This is a genomic window from Mycobacterium sp. 050134 (assembly GCF_036409085.1).
GTDB lineage: Bacteria > Actinomycetota > Actinomycetes > Mycobacteriales > Mycobacteriaceae > Mycobacterium.
In genome coordinates, this window is the sequence record NZ_JAZGLV010000006.1 from 149,478 (window position 1) to 168,337 (window position 18,860).

An 18,860-nucleotide genomic window follows, 5' to 3' on the forward strand; every position below is an offset into this window, starting at 1 on the left:
GGACGTGACTACCGGGACGTCACCGTCGGGACGTGACCCGGTAACGCTACGCCGCGCGTAACCGGGACCGCAGAATCCGGTACTCCAACAAGCCCGCCCGCATCTGCTCATAGATGGCAGAACCGGGCAGCGACAGAAAGTTCGCCACCCGGGCGTTTCCGTCGCCATAAACCTCGGCCCAGGTATCACTGGCTTGATCACGCGACGCCAATACGTTGGCGGTGATGTCGCGGTCGCTTTCGGTGACGAAGTCCAGCCGCTTCAAACGCGCCCTTACTTGATCCCAATCCTCGGGGCTCAAGAAGTCCGTGTGCAAAAACCATCCGCCGGGGCGCAGAATCCGGCCCACTTCACTCAAGAATTTCGGCATGTTGCCGTACGAATGCGAGGATTCGACATTGATGATGGCATCGCAGGACCCATCGTCCAGGGGAATGTCCAGGGCATTGCCGACTTTGAATTCGATCGGATGACCGGTGTGCGTTTTACGGCAGAAAGCGATCGCTTCCGAGGACATATCGACGCCAATGACGTCGGCCTCGAACTTCTCCGCGACAATGGCCGTGTTGCCGCCCCGGCCGCACCCGATGTCGACGATCGTGCGGTCATTGAGGTCGAGCGGTCCGATGAGCTCGTAAACTAGGCGGACCGAGTTGGCGTTGAACGTCCCTCCGCGAATGCTGAAGGCCGCTTCGTCGCCGGATCCCAATGGGACGTAGCCGTAGTTGAGGAAAAACGAAACATTAGCCAGCCCAACGGCTTCCAGGCGCTGGCTGAGCATATTGTAAAAGCTGCGCCAGCCGTCCGCGGTCGTGGACAGCAAGTCGTCGGCCAGGTGGGCGGACATCGCAACTTGGGAATTCTCCCTCGATCCAGGCGCCGAAAGGTCGTCACTGGGATTCATTCACGCCGCCTCAACTCAGGGATGGTTCGACTGGGGATCCGCCCGCCCGGCGCGGGTCGCCACTGAAATTGGTGCTTGCGTCTCGCGTACGGCAGCGACTCGCCGAAATTGCCGTCTCCACGATAGACGCGTTGTTTGCGATCCGAAAGCGCCGGTTCGGTCTCCGCCGACACCGGCGGATCAGGCCGGCGGAGCGGTCGACGATCGTCGCTAATCGCCGGTAAAATCGGGAACGTATTCGTCGTCGACACGACTGGCGCGGGCCGCGAGGTGGCCGCCGGGCAACCGTCGCATTCTGTTCCGGCGCCGAGTCGCCTCGGGTGTGTCGATACGCCGGGATCCGATATCTTGGTCGGTCGCACAAATGGCCTTAGGCGCCGTGCGGCATGCGTCCCGAGGCCCGGCTGCCTCCGAAGCCATGGTCCGCCAACAAAAATCCAGATTGGGCGAGACAACTTCTGTGACCCTCCACTATGGTTTAGAACTTGTTATACCCATGTTTAGTAGATGGAGGCGCGGTGAGCATCAATCCGTTCGACGAACCCGACGGCAGGTTCTTTGTCCTGGTCAACGCCGAGGAGCAGCACAGCCTGTGGCCAACCTTCGCCGACGTGCCGGCCGGTTGGCGGGTGGCGTTCGGAGAAGCCGACCGTGAGGCATGCCTGGACTACATCGAACAGAACTGGACCGACATACGGCCGAAGAGTCTGCGCGAGAGATTGGCGGCCGGGCAGGGGTCTTGATTAGGGACACCGCATGGAACTCGATGGCCGGGGTTTGCCGCTGACGCGTGGGCAGCTGGACGTTTGGCTTGCGCAGGAAAACGGTCACTCCGGCACGGAGTGGCAACTGGGCGTCCTCGTGCGGTTCGACGGTGAGGTGCGGCTCGACCTTCTCGAGCGGGCCATCCAGCAGGCCCTACAGGAGGCCGAGCCGGCCAGGGCGGTCATCTACGAGGCGGACGGCCAGGTCTTGCAGCGCGCGGTCAACTACCCCCATGTCGACGTGGCGTTCCACGACCTGAGCGACGCACGCCATCCCGTGCAGGAAGCCCGGCGTATCGCATCGGCGATTCAAGACACGCCGATGTCGCCGGACGGCCCGCTGTTCCGATTCGCCTTGTTCCAGACGTGGGTCGACGAGTTCTACCTCTTCGGCTGCTTCCACCACATCGTCATCGACGGATTCGGCATCACGCTCGTCGCCAACCGCATCGCCACCGTCTATGCGGCCCTCGCTTCCGGCGAACCGGTCCCGCCCGCCTTCTTCGGTTCGCTGGAGGATCTGGTCCGCTGCGAGTCGGAGTACGAGGCGTCCGCCGAGTACCTGGACGATCAGGATTACTGGACGAAAAATCTCCCCCGGGAGGGGGCGCCGCTCGGCCGGTGGTCGCCGTCGACCGGGCAAGGACGGGATCCGCAGTCGCCCTCGGCGCCGGTTCGCTTCGACCCGGGCGTCCTTCGGCGGATCGAGGACCTGGCCCGGCAGTGGAACGTGCCTCGCCAGTCGGTGATCACCGCGGCGTGCGCGCTCCTGGTCCGTGGACGGTGCGGCGAGGGTTCGGACGTGGCGCTCGACTTCCCCGTCAGCAGGCGGGTGCGCCCGGAGTCCAAGACCATTCCGGGAATGGTCTCCGGGATTGTGCCGCTCGCGCTGAGCGTCTCGCCGGAATCGACGGTGGCCGGCTTCTGCCGATACGTCGACACGCGGATCCGGGAGGCGCTGCAGCATCAACGGTTCCCGGTGCACGCGCTGGAACGCAGATCGCGCGGCGGTTCGGGGCAACCGGTCGACAGGATCAGCGCCAATTTCATGCCGTCCAAGATGACGATGGACTTCGCGGGCGTCCAGGCGTCGGCGTCGTTCACCAATCCCGGCCAGGTGGGTGCGTTCGGGCTCATCTTCTCCGGCGCCGGGGACCAGCTCTTCCTCAGCACGGCGGGCTCCAGGGGGCCGTTCGCGAACTTCGACGTGCCCGAGCTCGCTAGGCGATTGGGCCGGGTGTTCACGGCCATGGCCGCCGAGCCGGACCGGCCGGTCTCCTCGATCCGGGTGCTGGACGACGACGAGCATGCCCGGCTGGCGGACTGGGGCAACGGGGCGGTGCTGACCCGGCCCGCGGGGGCGGCGGCCTCGTTGCCGGCGGTGTTCGGCGCGCAGGTGGCGCGCGCCCCGGAGGCGGTGGCGGTGAGCTGCGCCGGCCGATCGATGACCTACCGCGAGCTCGACGAGGCGGCCGACCGGTTGGCGCATCGGCTGGCCGGCGCGGGCGTGGGGCCCGCGCAGCGGGTGGCGCTGCTGTTGCCGCGCTCCGCCGAGGCGATCGCGGCGATGGTGGCCGTCGCAAAGACCGGGGCGGCGTACGTGCCCGTCGACCCGTCGGTGCCGGCGGCCCGGATGCGCTTCGTGCTGTCCGATGCCGCCCCGGCCGTCGCGCTCACCACCGGCGAGCTGCGCTCCCGCCTCGATGGATGCGACCTGGCGATCGTCGACGTCCACGACGCCCTCGGCGAGATCGCCCCGGCGCCCCCCGTCGACGCGGGCCCTAACCCCGACGACGTCGCCTACATCATCTACACCTCCGGAACGACGGGCACCCCGAAGGGCGTCGCCGTCCCGCACGGCAACGTGACCCGGTTACTGCAAACCTTGGACGACGACCTACGGCTGACGGGCCAGGTGTGGTCGCAGTGCCATTCGCTGGCCTTCGACTTCTCGGTCTGGGAGATCTGGGGGGCGTTGCTCTACGGGGGTCGGGTGGTGGTCGTGCCCGACGCGGTGGTCCGCTCCGCCGACGACATGCTCGCCCTGTTGGTCGCCGAACGCGTCACCATGTTGAGCCAGACCCCGTCGGCGTTCTATGTGCTGCAGGCCGCCGACGCCGCGCAGCCCGAGCTCGGCGACCGGCTCGGGCTCGAGGCCGTGGTGTTCGGTGGCGAGGCGCTGGAACCGCAACGGCTGCGCGGATGGCTGGACCGCCATTCCGGTTCGCCGCGCCTGATCAACATGTATGGCATCACCGAGACCACGGTGCACGCCTCGTTCCGGGAGATCGTCGCCGCCGACGCCGACCGCAACGCCAGCCCCATCGGGGTGCCGCTCACCCACCTGAGCTTCTTCGTGCTCGACGGGTGGCTGCGGCCGGTGCCGGCGGGTGTGGTGGGGGAGCTGTATGTGGCCGGCGCCGGGTTGGCCGACGGCTACATCGGCCGGCCGGGGCTGACGGCGACGCGGTTCGTGGCGTGCCCGTTCGCCGGCGCGGGCGCGCCGGGCGCCCGCATGTACCGGACCGGGGACCTGGTGTGCTGGGGCGCCGACGGGCAACTGCGGTACGTGGGGCGCGCCGACGAACAGGTCAAGATCCGCGGCTACCGCATCGAACTCGGCGAGGTGCAGGCCGCGCTGGCCGGGCTGGACGGGGTGCGCGAGGCGGTCGTGGTCGCACGCGAGGACCGGCCCGGCGACAAGCGGCTCGTGGGCTATGTCACCGGAACCGCCGATCCCGCCGCGGCGCGCACCGCCCTGGCCCGGCGGCTACCCGAGTACATGGTGCCGGCCGCTGTCGTGGCCCTCGACGCGCTGCCGCTCACGGTCAACGGCAAATTGGACAAACGGTGCCTGCCGGCGCCGGAATACCAGGTTGCCGACCGCTACCGCGCCCCGGCCGACCCGGTCGAAGAGATCCTGGCGGACATCTACGCGCAGGTCCTCGGGCTCGACCGGGTCGGCGTCGACGACTCGTTCTTCGAGCTGGGCGGCGACAGCATCCTGTCGATGCAGGTGGTGGCCAAGGCCCGGGTGGCCGGTCTGGTGTGCCGGCCGCGGGACATCTTCGTCGAGCAGACTGTGGCTCGGCTGGCGCGGGTGGCCCAGGTCACCGACGCCCCGGCAGACGAGATCGACAACGGCGTCGGCGCCGTGGCGGCCACGCCCATCATGCGCTGGCTGCAGGGCGTCGACGGGCCGGTGGACCAGTTCAACCAGGCGGTCCTGGTGCAGGCTCCCGTCGGGGTGACCGAGGCCGACGTGGTGGTCCTGCTGCAGGCGCTGCTGGACCGGCACGCCATGCTGCGCCTGCGCGTGAACGAGGACGCCGGCGACTGGTCGTTCACCGTCCCGGGCGTGGGCTCGGTGGATGCGCACTTGTGCCTGCAGGCGGTGGACGTCCTCTCCGACGAGGTGGTCCTGGCGGCGCGGTCGCGGCTGGACCCGGCGGCCGGGGTGATGCTGAGCGCTCTGTGGGTTCCCCCCACCGGGCAGTTGGCGATCGTCGTCCACCATCTGGCCGTCGACGGGGTGTCGTGGCGAATCCTACTGGAGGACCTCAACCTCGCCTGGGCCCAGCTCCGGGGCGGCCAGCCAGTGGTGCTGCCCGCGCCCGGGACCTCGTTCGCCAGGTGGGCGTCGCTGCTTGCCGAGCACGCGCACCGCCCCGAGGTCGTCGCGGAGGCGGATGCCTGGCGGCGGATCGCGGCGACGCCCGCCAGTCTGCCGGCGGTGCGCCCCGCGGTGGACACGTACGCCACCGCCGGGCAGATGTCGGCGTCGCTGGACGCTGAGACCACCCGGATGCTGCTCGGTGAGGCGCCCGCGGCGTTCCACGCCGGCATCCACGACATCCTGCTGATCGCGTTCGCCTTGGCGTGCGCGGAGTTCACGGGCACCCGCGGAGCGCCGGTCTGCATCGACGTCGAGACCCACGGGCGGCAGGAAGACCTGGCCGCCAGCGGCGGCGAGGTGGACCTCTCGCGCACGGTCGGGTGGTTCACCACCAAGTACCCGGCAGCCCTGGCGGTGGGCGGCATGGACTGGTCGCAGGTCACGACGGGCGGTCCGGCGCTTGGGGCGGTGGTCAAGGACGCCAAGGAACAGCTCCGGGCCCTCCCGGACGGCCTGACCTACGGCTTGCTGCGCTACGCGAACCCCGACGTCGACCTCGCCGCCGCCGACCCGCCGATCGGGTTCAACTACCTGGGGCGCATGGGCGCGCCGGCCGACGAGGCGGCCGGAGACGTGTGGGAAATCCGCCAGGACGGCTGGTCGATCACGGAGGTCGCCGCCGCCGTCCGCACACCGCTTGCGCACACCGTCGAGCTCAACGCCGGCACCGTCGAGACCGAGGCCGGCTCCCAGCTGCGAGCCGCCTGGACGTGGGCGCCGTCGGCCCTCGACCAGGCGGAGGTCGGCCGGCTCAACCGGTTGTGGTTCGACGCGCTGGCCGGCATCTGCGCGCATGTGCGCGGTGGCGGAGGTGGCTTGACGCCCTCCGACATCGTCGCCGGTCTCAGCCAGAAGCAGATCGACGAGCTTCAGCGGCAGTATGCGGATAGCTGACGTTCTGCCGTTGACCCCCCTGCAGCAGGGGCTGCTGTTCCATGCCAGCACCGCGCAGGGCGGTGACGACGTCTACGCGGTGCAGCTCGAGATCACGTTGAGCGGCCGGCTGGACGGGCACCGGCTGCGCGATGCCGTGCACGCGGCGGTCACGCGGCACCCCAACCTGGCCGCGCGGTTCTCGGAGAGGTTCGACCCGCCGGTGCAGATCATCCCGGCCGAGCCGGTCCTGCCCTGGCGCTACATCGACCTCGACGAACGTGACGACCTCGACGAACGTGACGATCTCGACGAACGTGACGACCGCTGCGGCCTCGGCGAGTGTGGCGCCGCCCCGGACGCCGACGAGCAGATCCGGCAGGTGAGCGCCGCCGAGCGCGCCGCGGTCTGCCACCTCGCCGACCAGCCGGGGTTCCGGGCCGCACTCATCCGCACCGGGCACGACCGGCACACGCTCGTGCTGACCAATCACCACATCGTGCTCGACGGTTGGTCGTTGCCGATCCTGCTCGGGGAGATCTTCGCCGGCTATCACGGGAGGCGGCTGCCCCCGCCGGTGCCCTACCGCCGGTTCATCGCCTGGCTGGCCGGACGCGACCTCGACGCGGCCCGTTCGGCCTGGCGCGAGGTGCTGGCCGGCTTCGATACGCCGACGTTGGTCGGTCCGCAGGACCGGCCGGATCGGGGTCGCCGAGCCGCCGCGTCGTTCCGGGTGTCCGAGGAGACCACGCGGGCGCTGACCGAACTAGCCCGCGCGCGCCACACCACCGTCAACACCGTGCTCCAGGCGGCCTGGGCGCAGCTGCTCATGGCGCTGACCGGCCGTCACGACGTCGCTTTCGGCACCACCGTGTCGGGCCGCCCCGCCGACATTCCCGGTGCGGACTCGATGGTGGGCCTGTTCATCAACACGGTGCCGGTGCGCGCGAGCGCCGACCCGGCAACCACCATCACCGACCTCATCGACCAACTCCAGGACGCCCACAACCGCACGTTCGAGCACGAGCACCTGGCGCTGCGGGAGATCCACCGGCTCGTCGGCCAGGACCGCCTTTTCGACACGCTCTTCGTCTACGAAAACTATCCGCTCGACGCCGCCGCCCTGGCGTCCGCCGACGGGTTCGCCGTCACCGATTTCACCCACCGCGAATACAACCACTACCCCCTTGCGGTCCAGGCGCTGCCGGGTGCCGAACTGGGCCTTCGTGTCGAATTTGACACCGACGTGTTCGACGCCGCCGCCATCCAGACGTTGGTCGAACGCTTCCGGCGGCTGCTGGCGGCCACCACGTCGGACCCGGGGCGGCGGGTGTCGGCGGTGGACGCCTTGGACAAGGGCGAACACGCCCGGCTGGCCGGGTGGGGTAACGGGGTCGCGCTGGCCCGGCCGGTCGCCACGGGGTCGATTCCGGCGGCGTTCGCCCGGCAAGTCGCACGGACCCCGGAGGCGGTGGCGCTCAGCTGGGCGTCCCAGTCCGTGACCTACCGGGAACTGGACGACGCCTCGGACCGGTTGGCGTGCCGGCTGGCCGCCCGCGGGGTGCGCCCGGGGCAACGGGTGGCCTTGCTGATTCCGCGGTGCGCCGAGGCGGTCGTGGCGATGATGGCCGTCCTGAAGACGGGGGCGGCGTATGTGCCGATCGACCCGTCGGCCCCGGAGGCGCGGATCCGGTTCGTGCTCGAGGATGCGGCCCCGGTGGCCGCCCTGACCACCGCCGAACTGCGCGAGCGGCTCGACCGGCGCGAGCTGCTGGTGCTTGTGCTCGACGTCGGCGACACCGGTGCCGACGATCACGCCGGCGTCCCGCTGCCCGCCCCGCACCCGGACGACGTCGCCTACATCATCTACACCTCCGGGACGACCGGGACCCCGAAGGGCGTGGCCGTTCCGCACCGCAACGTCACGCGGCTGCTGCAGACCCTCGACGCCGACCTGGAGCTGGCGGGCCAGGTGTGGTCGCAGTGCCACTCGCTGGCCTTCGACTTCTCGGTGTGGGAGATCTTTGGCGCCTTGCTCTACGGCGGCCGGCTGGTGGTGGTCCCCGAGGCGGTGGTGCGCTCCCCGGAGGATCTGCACGCGCTGCTCGGGGCCGAGCAGGTCAGCGTCCTGAGCCAGACCCCGTCGGCGTTCGATGCCCTGCAGACCGCCGACGCGTTGCAGCCCGAGTTGGGGCGTCAGCTCAAGCTCGAGGCGGTGGTGTTCGGTGGCGAGGCGTTGGAGCCGCAGCGCCTGCGGCCCTGGCTGGACAGCCACCCGGGCGCGCCGCGGCTGATCAACATGTACGGGATCACCGAGACGACGGTGCACGCCTCGTTCCGCGAGATCTGCGACGCCGACCTCCAGAGCTCGGTCAGCCCCATCGGGGTGCCGTTGACCCATCTGAGCTTTTTTGTGCTCGACGGGTGGCTGCGGCCCGTGCCGGCGGGTGTGGTGGGGGAGCTGTATGTGGCCGGGGCGGGCGTGGCCGCCGGCTACGTGGGGCGGGCCGGACTGAGCGCGTCGCGGTTCGTGGCGTGCGCGTTCGCCGGCGCGGGCGCGCCGGGCGCCCGCATGTACCGGACCGGGGACCTGGTCTGGTGGGGTGCCGACGGGCAGCTGCGGTACGTGGGGCGCGCCGACGAACAGGTCAAGATCCGCGGCTACCGCATCGAGCTGGGCGAGGTGCAGGCCGCGCTGGCCGGGCTCGACGGGGTAGAGCAGGCGGTGGTCGTCGCCCGCGAGGACCGTCCGGGCGACAAACGCCTCGTCGGGTACATCACCGGGACCGCCGAGCCGGCCGCGCTGCGCGCCGCACTCGCCGACCGGCTGCCGGCCTACATGGTGCCCACGGCGGTGGTGGTCATCGACGCGGTGCCCCTGACGGTCAACGGCAAGCTCGACGTTCGCGCGTTGCCCGCGCCCGAATACCGCGACGGCGACGCTTACCGCGCGCCGTCGGGCGCGGTCGAGGAGATCCTGGCCGGGATCTACGCCCACGTGCTGGGTGTCGAGCGCGTCGGCGCCGACGACTCGTTCTTCGAGCTGGGCGGCGACTCGCTTTCGGCGATGCGGCTGGTCGCCGCCGTCAACGTCGGCCTCGACGCCGGCCTCTCCGTACGCACGCTGTTCGAGGCGCCGACCGTCGCGCAGCTGGCGCCCCGCCTCGGGGGCCGCGAGGGACGGCTGGAGCCCCTGATGCCCACCGATCGGCCCGAGGTGGTCCCGCTGTCGTACGCCCAGAGCCGGTTGTGGTTCATCGACCAGTTCCAGGGCCCCTCGGCGATCCACAACATGGCCGTGGCGCTGCGGCTGAGTGGCCGGCTGGATGCCGACGCGCTGGGAGCGGCGCTGGCGGACGTGGTGGAGCGCCAGGAGAGCCTGCGTACCCTGTTCACCGCGCGCGACGGCGTGCCGCGGCAGCTCGTGGTGTCCGCCGAACGGGCCGACTTCGGCTGGCAGGTCGTCGACGCCGCGGCCTGGCCGGACGACCGGCTGGCCATGGCGATCGACGCCGAGGCGAGTCGCCCGTTCGACCTGGCCAACGAGATCCCGATGCGCGCCACCCTGTTCCGCAGCGCCGAGGACGAACACGTGCTGGTGGCCGTGGTGCACCACATCGCCGCCGACGGCGTGTCGATCGCCCCGCTGGTGCGTGACCTCGGGGTCGCGTACGCCAGCCGGTGCGCGGGACGACGCCCGGCCTGGCCCGGGCTGGCGGTCCAGTACGTCGACTACACGCTCTGGCAGCGCGCGCAGCTCGGGGACCTCACCGACAACGACAGCCGCATCGCCAAACAGGTCGCCTACTGGGCGAACGCGCTGGCCGGGATGCCGGAGCACCTCCAACTGCCCACCGACCGGCCTTACCCGCCGGTCGCGGACTACCGCGGCGCCACCATCGCGGTGGATTGGCCGGCCGAGCTGCAGCGACGGGTGGCCCGGGTGGCCCGGGAGCACAACGCGACCAGCTTCATGGTGCTGCAGGCCGCGCTGGCGGTCCTGCTCGCCCGCCTCAGTGCCAGCGGCGATGTCGCGGTGGGCTTCCCGATCGCCGGGCGGCGCGACCCCGCGCTCGACGACGTGGTGGGTTTCTTCGTCAACACGCTGGTGCTGCGGGTCGACGTGGCGGGCGATCCGAGCGCCGCCGAGCTGCTCGCCCAGGTGCGGGCGCGCAGCCTGGCCGCCTACGAACACCAGGACGTCCCCTTCGAGATGCTGGTGGAGCGGCTCAACCCCACCCGAAGCCTCACCCATCACCCGCTGGTGCAGGTGATGCTCGCCTGGCAGAACTGGCAGGCCCCGAGTGATCCCGCCGCCGGCCTAACCCTCGGTAAGCTGCGGATCACGCCGCTGCCGCTCGACACCCGCACCGCGCGGGTAGACCTGTCGTTCTCCCTGGCCGAGCGCTGGGACGCGGCTGGGGAACCCGCCGGGATCGGCGGCACGGTGGAGTTCCGCACCGACGTCTTCGACGCGGACACCATCCAGGCCCTGGTCCAACGGTTGGAGCGGGTGCTGGTGGCCATGACCGCCGACCCGGCCCGGCGGCTGTCGTCGATCGACGTGCTCGACGCCACCGAGCACGGCCACCTGGACGAGGTGGGCAACCGCGCCGTGTTGACACGGCCGGCGACAGCGGCGATGTCGGTTCCGGAGTTGCTCGCGGCGCAGGTCGCCCGCGCCCCGGACGCGGTCGCGCTTAGCTCCGGGGACGGGTCGATGACCTACCGGGAACTCGATCAAGCCGCGAACCGGTTCGCGCGCCTGTTATCCCGGCACGGCGTCGGACCTGGTGCGTGCGTGGCGTTGTTGTTGGAACGCTCGGCCCAGGCCGTCGTCGCCATGCTTGCCACGCTGAAGACGGGCGCGGCCTACCTGGCGATCGACCCCGCCCTGCCGGAGGCCCGGATCGAGTTCATGCTGGCCGACGCCGCGCCGATCGCCGCCGTCACCTCGGCTGCTCTGCGGCCGCGGCTGCACGGATGCGCGCTGCCGATCATCGACGTCGACGATCCCGCCGTGGACGCCGAGTCGGCCGGTGCATTGCCGGGGCCGGACGCCGACGCGATCGCCTACCTGATCTACACCTCCGGCACAACCGGGACGCCCAAAGGGGTGGCGGTCTCCCATCGCAACCTCGCCCACTTGGGGGAATCCTCGCCCCCTCACCTGCCGGCCGCGCAGGTGTGGACCCAGTGCCACTCGTACGCGTTCGACTTCTCGGTGTGGGAGATCTGGGCTGCGCTCCTGGGCGGCGGACGGCTCGTGGTGGTGCCCGAGTCGGTCGTCGGCTCCCCGGACGATTTCCACGCGCTCCTCGTCAGGCAGGGGGTCAACGTTCTCACCCAGACCCCGTCCGCCGTGACCGCCCTGCGGCCGCAGGGCCTCGAATCGGTGGCCTTGTTGCTCGGCGGCGAGGCGTGTCCCGCGGAGGTGGTCGAGCAGTGGGCGCCCGGCCGCGTGGTGATCAACGCCTACGGCCCGACCGAAGTCACGGTGTACGCCTCCATGAGCGCGCCCCTGGATGCTGAATCGGTGGGCGCCGGCACGGCGCCGATCGGCTCGCCGGTGTCGACGGCGGCACTGTTCGTCCTCGACGAGTGGTTGCGTCCCGTGCCGGCCGGTGTGGTGGGGGAGCTGTACGTCGCGGGCAGCGGCGTGGCGGTCGGATACGTTGGCCGCGCCGGGTTGACCGCATCCCGGTTCACGGCCTGCCCGTTCGGGCCGCCCGGCGCCCGCATGTACCGCACCGGGGACCTGGTGCGCTGGCGCGCCGACGGGCAGCTCCAGTACCTGGGGCGGGCGGACGAGCAGGTGAAGATCCGCGGCTATCGCATCGAGCCCGGCGAGGTCCAGGCGGTGCTGGCCGGGTTGGACGGCGTGGAGCAGGCGGTGGTGATCGCCCGTCAGGACCGCCCCGGGGACAAGCGCTTGGTCGGATACGCGACCGGAACGGCGGAGCCGGCCAAGTTGCGCGCCGCGCTGGCCGAGCGGCTGCCGCCGTATATGGTGCCCGCCGCGGTGGTGACGTTGGACGCGCTGCCGTTGACGGTCAACGGCAAGCTTGACAAACGCGCGCTGCCGGCGCCGGAGTACCAGGCCGCGGCCTCGTACCGCCCGCCCGCCACCCCCACCGAGGAGATCCTGGCCGGTATCTACGCCCACGTGCTGGGCGTAGAGCGCGTCGGTGTCGACGACTCGTTCTTCGAGCTGGGCGGGGACTCGCTGTCGGCGATGCGTCTGATCGCCGCCGTCAACACCGCCCTGGACGCCGGCCTTTCCGTGCGCGCGGTGTTCGAGGCGCCCACAGTCGCCCAGCTGGCGCCCCGCGTCGGAGGAGGTGACGAAAGCCGGCTGCAGCGCTTGGTGGCCGGCGAGCGGCCCGGGGTGGTGTCGTTGTCGTACGCGCAGAGCCGGTTGTGGTTCATCGACCAGCTGCAGGGACCCTCACCGATCTACAACCTGCCGGTGGGGCTGCGGCTGAGCGGGCGGCTCGACGGCGACGCGCTGGGAGCGGCGCTGGCGGATGTGGTGCAGCGCCAGGAGAGCCTGCGCACCCTGTTCCCGGCGGTCGAGGGCGTACCGCGGCAGGTGGTGGTGCCGGCCGAGCGGGCCGACTTCGGCTGGGAGATCGTCGACGCCACGGGCTGGCCGGCGGACCGGCTCACCGCGGCGATCGACGCGGTGGCGCGCCACCCGTTCGATCTGGCGAACGAAATCCCCATGCAGGCCCGGCTTTTCCGCGTCGCCGAGGACGAATACGTCTACGTGTCCGTGGTGCACCACATCGCCGCCGACGGCTGGTCGATCGCCCCGCTGGTGAATGACCTGGGGATGGCGTACGTCAGCCGGTGCGCGGGGCGGTCACCGGGGTGGGCCGACCTGGCGGTGCAATACGTGGATTACACGCTGTGGCAGCGTGCGCAGCTCGGGGATCTCGGCGACGACAACAGCCGCATCGCCGAGCAGGTGGCCTATTGGGCGGACGCGCTGGCGGGCATGCCCGAGCACCTGCAGCTGCCCACCGATCGGCCGTATCCGCCGGTCGCGGATTACGCCGGTGCGACGGTGCCGGTGCGCTGGTCGGCCGAGCTGCAGGCGCGGGTGGCCCGGGTGGCGCGGGAGCACAACGCGACCAGTTTCATGGTGCTGCAGGCCGCGCTGGCCGTCCTGCTGTCGGACCTGAGCGCCAGCAGCGATGTGGCGGTGGGTTTCCCGATCGCCGGGCGTCGGGACCCCGCGCTCGACGACGTGGTGGGCTTCTTCGTCAACACCCTGGTGTTGAGGGTGGATCTGGCCGGCAATCCGACGGTGGGCGAGATCCTCGCCCAGGTGCGCCGGCGCAGCCTGGCCGCCTACGAACACCAGGACGTGCCGTTTGAGGTCTTGGTGGAGCGGCTGCAACCGACCCGCAGCCTGACGCACCACCCGCTGGTGCAGGTGATGCTGGCCTGGCAGAACTTTGGGTGGCAGGACACCCACGCCGCTCAACTGGCCCTCGGCGACCTGCGGGTGACGCCGCTGCCGGTCAACACCCGGACCGCGCGGGTGGACCTGTCGTTCTCGCTGGCCGAGCGCTGGGACGAGGCCGGCGATCCGGCCGGTATCGCCGGGATTGTGGAGTTCCGCACCGACGTCTTCGAAGCGGACACCATCCGGACCCTTGTCGAACGCTTGGAACGCGTCCTGACGGCGATGACCGCGGACCCGGCCCGGCGGCTGTCGTCGATCGACGTGCTCGACGCCGCCGAGCACGCCCGGCTGGCGGACTGGGGCAACCGGGCGGCCCTGACGAGTTCGGCGCCCCCGCGGTCGATTGCGGATGTCTTCGCCGAGCAGGTGGGGCGCACGCCCGACGCTGCGGCCGTGACCTGCGTGGACCGATCGATGACCTACCGCGAGCTGGACCAGGCGGCGAACCAACTGGCGCGGGTGTTGGCCGGCGCGGGTGTGGGCCCGGGGCAGCGGGTGGCGCTCCTGTTGCCGCGGTCGGCCGAGGCCGTCGCGGCGATGCTGGCCGTGGTGAAGACGGGGGCGGCGTACGTGCCGATCGACCCCGCGGTGCCCGCGGCGCGCATGCGATACGTGCTCGACGACGCCGCACCCATCGCCGCGGTCACCACCGCCGACTTGCGCCCGCGGCTGCAGGGGCGCGAGCTGCTGATCGTGGACGTCGGCGACGCCCCGGTTGCCGACGGCCGCGCGCACGGGTTGCCGGGGCCGGGCCCGGACGACATCGCGTACATCATCTATACGTCCGGGACCACTGGCACCCCGAAGGGCGTGGCGATCCCGCACCGCAACGTGACGCGGTTGCTGCAGACGCTCGATGATGACATGGGGCTCGCGGGCCAGGTGTGGTCGCAGTGCCACTCGTTGGCGTTCGACTTCTCCGTCTGGGAGATCTGGGGCGCGCTGCTGTATGGCGGACGCGTGGTCGTGGTGCCCGACGCGATGGTGCGGTCGCAGGAGGACATGCGCGCCCTGCTGGTCGAGGAGCGGGTGAGCGTGCTGAGCCAGACCCCGTCGGCCTTCTACGCGCTGCAGGCCGCCGACGCCGATCGGCCCGACGAGGCGGACCGGTTGGCGCTCGAGGCCGTGGTGTTCGGCGGCGAGGCCCTCGAGCCGCACCGGCTGCAGTCTTGGCTGGAGCGGCACCCGTCGTCGCCGAGGCTGATCAACATGTACGGCATCACCGAGACGACGGTGCATGCGTCGTTCCGGGAGATCCTCGCCGGCGACGTCGGCAGCCCCACCAGCCCCATCGGAGTGCCGCTGGCCCACCTGGGGTTCTTCGTGCTCGACCGGTACCTGCGCCACGCGCCCGTCGGGGTGGTGGGGGAGCTGTACGTGGGTGGCGCCGGCGTCGCGGACGGCTACGTGGGCCGATCCGCGCTCACCGCGACGCGGTTCGTGGCATGTCCGTTCGGGGAGCCCGCCGCCCGGATGTATCGGACCGGCGACCTGGTCTCGTGGGGCGCCGACGGGCAGCTGCGGTATGTGGGGCGCGCCGACGAGCAGGTCAAGATCCGCGGGTACCGCATCGAGCTGGGCGAGGTGCAGGCGGCGCTGGCGGGGCTCGACGGCGTGAAGCAGGCGGTGGTGATCGCCCGCGAGGACCGCCCCGGGGACAAGCGGCTGGTGGGTTACGTCACCGGAGCCATGGACGTGTCCTCGGCACGCGCCCGGCTTGCCGAGCGGCTGCCCGACTACATGGTTCCCGCCGCGGTGGTGGGCATCGACGCCGTGCCGCTGACCGTCAACGGCAAGCTCGACACCCGCGCCCTGCCCGCGCCCGAGTACCAGGATCTCGACCATTACCGCGCCCCGACGGATGCGGTGGAGGAGGTCCTCGCCGGGATCTACGCCCAGGTGCTGGGCCTCGAGCGGGTGGGCGTCGACGAGTCGTTCTTCGAGCTGGGCGGTGACAGCATCCTGTCGATGCAGGTGGTCGCGCGGGCGCGGGCGGCCGGCGTGCTCTGCCGCCCGCGTGACATCTTCGTCGAGCAGACGGTGGCCCGGCTGGCCCGCGTCGCTGAGGTTTCCGGCGGCCTGGACGACGAGGTCGACGGGATCGACGACGGTGTCGGCCCGGTGGTGGCCACCCCGATCATGCGCTGGCTGCACGACGTCGACGGTCCGGTGGACCAGTTCAACCAGACGGTGCTGTTGCAGGCACCGGCCGGGGTCAGCGAGGACGACGTGGTCGCGGTCCTGCAGGCGCTGCTGGATCGGCACGCCATGCTGCGCCTTCGGGTCGACGACGACGGCGCCGGCGGGTGGACGCTGAGCGTGCCGGAGGCCGGGTCGGTGGACGCCCGCGATTGCCTTGCTACGGCCGAGGCGCTGTCGGACGAGGCGGTGATCGCGGCGCGGTCGCGCCTCGACCCGGCCGCCGGCGTCATGCTGAGCGCGCTCTGGGTGGCCCCCGCGAGCCGGCTGGTGGTGATCGTCCACCACCTCGCCGTCGACGGCGTTTCGTGGCGGATCCTGCTCGAAGACCTCAACATCGCCTGGGCCCAGCACCACCGCGGGGAGGCGATAGTCCTGCCGGCGGGCGGGACGTCGTTCGCCCGGTGGGCCGAACTGCTCGCCGAGCGTGCGGTCGGCGCCGACGTCGCGGAGCGGGCGCAGGCGTGGCGCCGGGTGGCCGGGGTGCCGGCGGCGCTGCCGCCGGTCCAGCCGGTGGTGGACACCTACGCCAACGCCGGAAATCTGTCGGTCCTGCTCGATACCGACATCACCCGGATGTTGCTGGGCGAGGTGCCCGCCGCGTTCCACGCCGGCGTGCACGACATCCTGCTCATCGCGTTCGACTTGGCGTGGTCGGAGTTCCTCGGCGCCGACGGCGCGCCCATCGCGATCGACGTGGAGGGGCACGGCCGCCACGAGGAGCTGGGCTCCGACCTCGACCTCTCCCGCACGGTCGGGTGGTTCACCACCAAGTACCCCGTGTCGCTGACGGTGTACGGCCTCGACTGGAGACTGGTACTGGCGGGCGACGCCGCACTCGGGGCGGCCGTCAAAGACGCAAAGGAGCAACTGCGTTCCCTGCCCGACGGGCTGACGTACGGACTGCTGCGCTACCTAAACCCCGTCGTCGACGTGCCCGGGCCCGACCCCGCCATCGGCTTCAACTACCTGGGCCGCCTGGGCGCGGGCAGCGAGGCGTCCGGCGACCAGTGGCGTCCGTGCCAGGACGGGTGGTCGTCGGTAACCGGCGCGGCCGCCGCGATCCCCATGCCGCTGATGCACACCGTCGACCTCAATGCTGGCATCGTCGACACCGAGGCCGGCCCGCAGCTGCAGGCCGGGTGGACCTGGGCGCTCTCGGCCCTGGACCATGCCCAGATCGACCGGCTCAGCCGGCTCTGGTTCGACGCCCTCGCCGGGATCTGCGCGCACGTCCGCGCCGGTGGGGGCGGCCTGACCCCGTCGGACATCGAGCCCACCCGGCTGACCCAGCATCAGATTGACGAGCTCGGCCGGAGTTACCGCCTCGCCGACGTGCTCCCGTTGACCCCGCTGCAGCACGGGCTGTTCTTCCACGCGGCCGCGCGGGCCGATACCGACGACGTCTATGTGGTGCAGCTGGAGATCGCGTTGAGCGGCCCGCTCGACCGGCACCGCCTGCACAAGGCCGTGCACAACCTGGTGACGCGGCACAAGAACCTGGCCGCCCGGTTCTGCGACGGGCCGGACGGGCCAGTTCAGGTCATCCCCGCCGATCCCACGGTGCCGTGGCGGTATCTGGAGCTGGGCGCCGACGGCGCGGACGTCGACGAGCGGGTCCGGGACATCTGCGCCGTAGAACGTGCCGCGATCGGCGACCTGGCGGACCAACCGTCCCTGCGGGCGGCACTGATCCGCACCGCCGAAGACCGGCACCGGTTCGTGCTCACGAATCACCACATCGTGCTCGACGGCTGGTCGTTGCCGATCGTGTTGCAGGAGTTGTTCGCCGGCTACTACGGCCATCGGCTTCCCGCCGTCGTCCCTTATCGCCGGTTCGTCGCTTGGCTGGCCACGCGAGACCTCGGCGCGGCCCGCGCGGCCTGGCGCGGCGTGCTTGCCGGTCTCCGCACGCCCACCCTAATCGGGCCGCCGGATCGGCCCGGGTCGGGTGCTCGCGGCGCCGTGTCGTTCCGGGTGCCCGAGGACACCACGCGGGCTCTCGGCGAGCTGGCACGCTCATGCCACACCACGGTCAGCACCGTCCTGCAGGCCGGCTTCGCCCAGCTGCTGGTGGCGCTGACCGGCCATCGCGACGTCGTCTTCGGCGCGGTCGTGGCGGGGCGGCCCGCCGACCTGCCCGGCGCCGACTCCATGGTCGGCCTCCTGATCAACACCGTGCCGGTGCGCGCGACCGTCGCGCCTGCCATCACGGCCGTCGGCCTGATCGAGCAGCTGCACACCGCGCACAACCAGACGCTCGACCATCAGCACCTGGGGCTCACGGACATCCACCGCGCCACCGGTCACCGCAGGCTGTTCGACACCGTGTTCGTGTACGAGAACTATCCCGCCGACGCCGAAGCGCTGTCGGGTGTCGACGGGTTGGCCGTCACCGAGCTCGTCAACCGCGACCCCTACCACTACCCGCTGGCGATCCAGGCGGTGCCGGGTGCCGAGCTGGAATTCCATGTCCAGTACGGGCTGGACGTCTTCGACGCGACCGGCGTCGACGCATTGATCCAGCGATTCCAGCGGGCGCTCGCGGCGATGACCGCCGACCCGACACGGCCGCTGGCGGTGACGGCGTCGCCGAACGATGACGGCCACCGGCCGGCACCGGCCCCGCGGGCGGAGGCGCCGGTCCGGGAACGCGAGCACCACGACGACGGCACCCGGCGGCCTCCGGTCACGGTTGCCGAGCAAATCCTGGCCGGCATCTATGCCCAGGTGCTCGGCCTCGAATCCGTCGGCGTCGACGAGTCGTTCTTCGACCTGGGCGGGGATTCGCTGTCCGCGATGCGGGCGATCGCCGCGATCAACGGCGCCCTCGACGGACACCTCGGGCTGGCCGCCATATTCGACGCCCCGTCGGTCAGGGGCCTCAGCGGGCGGCTCAGCGAAACTGCCGACTCGGCGGTGCAGCCACCCGCCGCCGGCCCGCCCCCGGAGACCTCAGGCCACTGATCG

At 71.2% G+C, this 18,860-nt stretch carries 4 protein-coding genes; 3 read left to right on the plus strand and 1 reads right to left on the minus strand.

Annotated features, from left to right (window positions below):
* Window positions 1–46 precede the first annotated feature (46 nt).
* Window positions 47–904, minus strand: a complete 858-nt coding sequence (locus SKC42_RS09235; protein WP_330963999.1) for a class I SAM-dependent methyltransferase — start codon at window positions 902–904, stop codon at window positions 47–49.
* Between the two features lie 518 nt (window positions 905–1,422).
* On the opposite strand from SKC42_RS09235, the gene SKC42_RS09240 reads away from it, so the two are divergent.
* The 3 genes from SKC42_RS09240 to SKC42_RS09250 are packed head-to-tail and all read left to right on the plus strand — an operon-like array spanning window position 1,423 to window position 18,857.
* A complete protein-coding gene (locus SKC42_RS09240) occupies window positions 1,423–1,647 on the plus strand; it encodes an MbtH family protein (RefSeq protein WP_330964000.1) in 225 nt (74 codons plus the stop codon).
* Between the two features lie 13 nt (window positions 1,648–1,660).
* On the plus strand, window positions 1,661–6,238 hold the full coding sequence (locus SKC42_RS09245; protein WP_330964001.1) for an amino acid adenylation domain-containing protein: 4,578 nt from the start codon (window positions 1,661–1,663) through the stop codon (window positions 6,236–6,238).
* A gap of 10 nt (window positions 6,239–6,248) precedes the next feature.
* A complete protein-coding gene (locus SKC42_RS09250) occupies window positions 6,249–18,857 on the plus strand; it encodes a non-ribosomal peptide synthetase (RefSeq protein ID WP_330964002.1) in 12,609 nt (4,202 codons plus the stop codon).
* The last annotated feature ends 3 nt before the right edge of the window (window positions 18,858–18,860 follow it).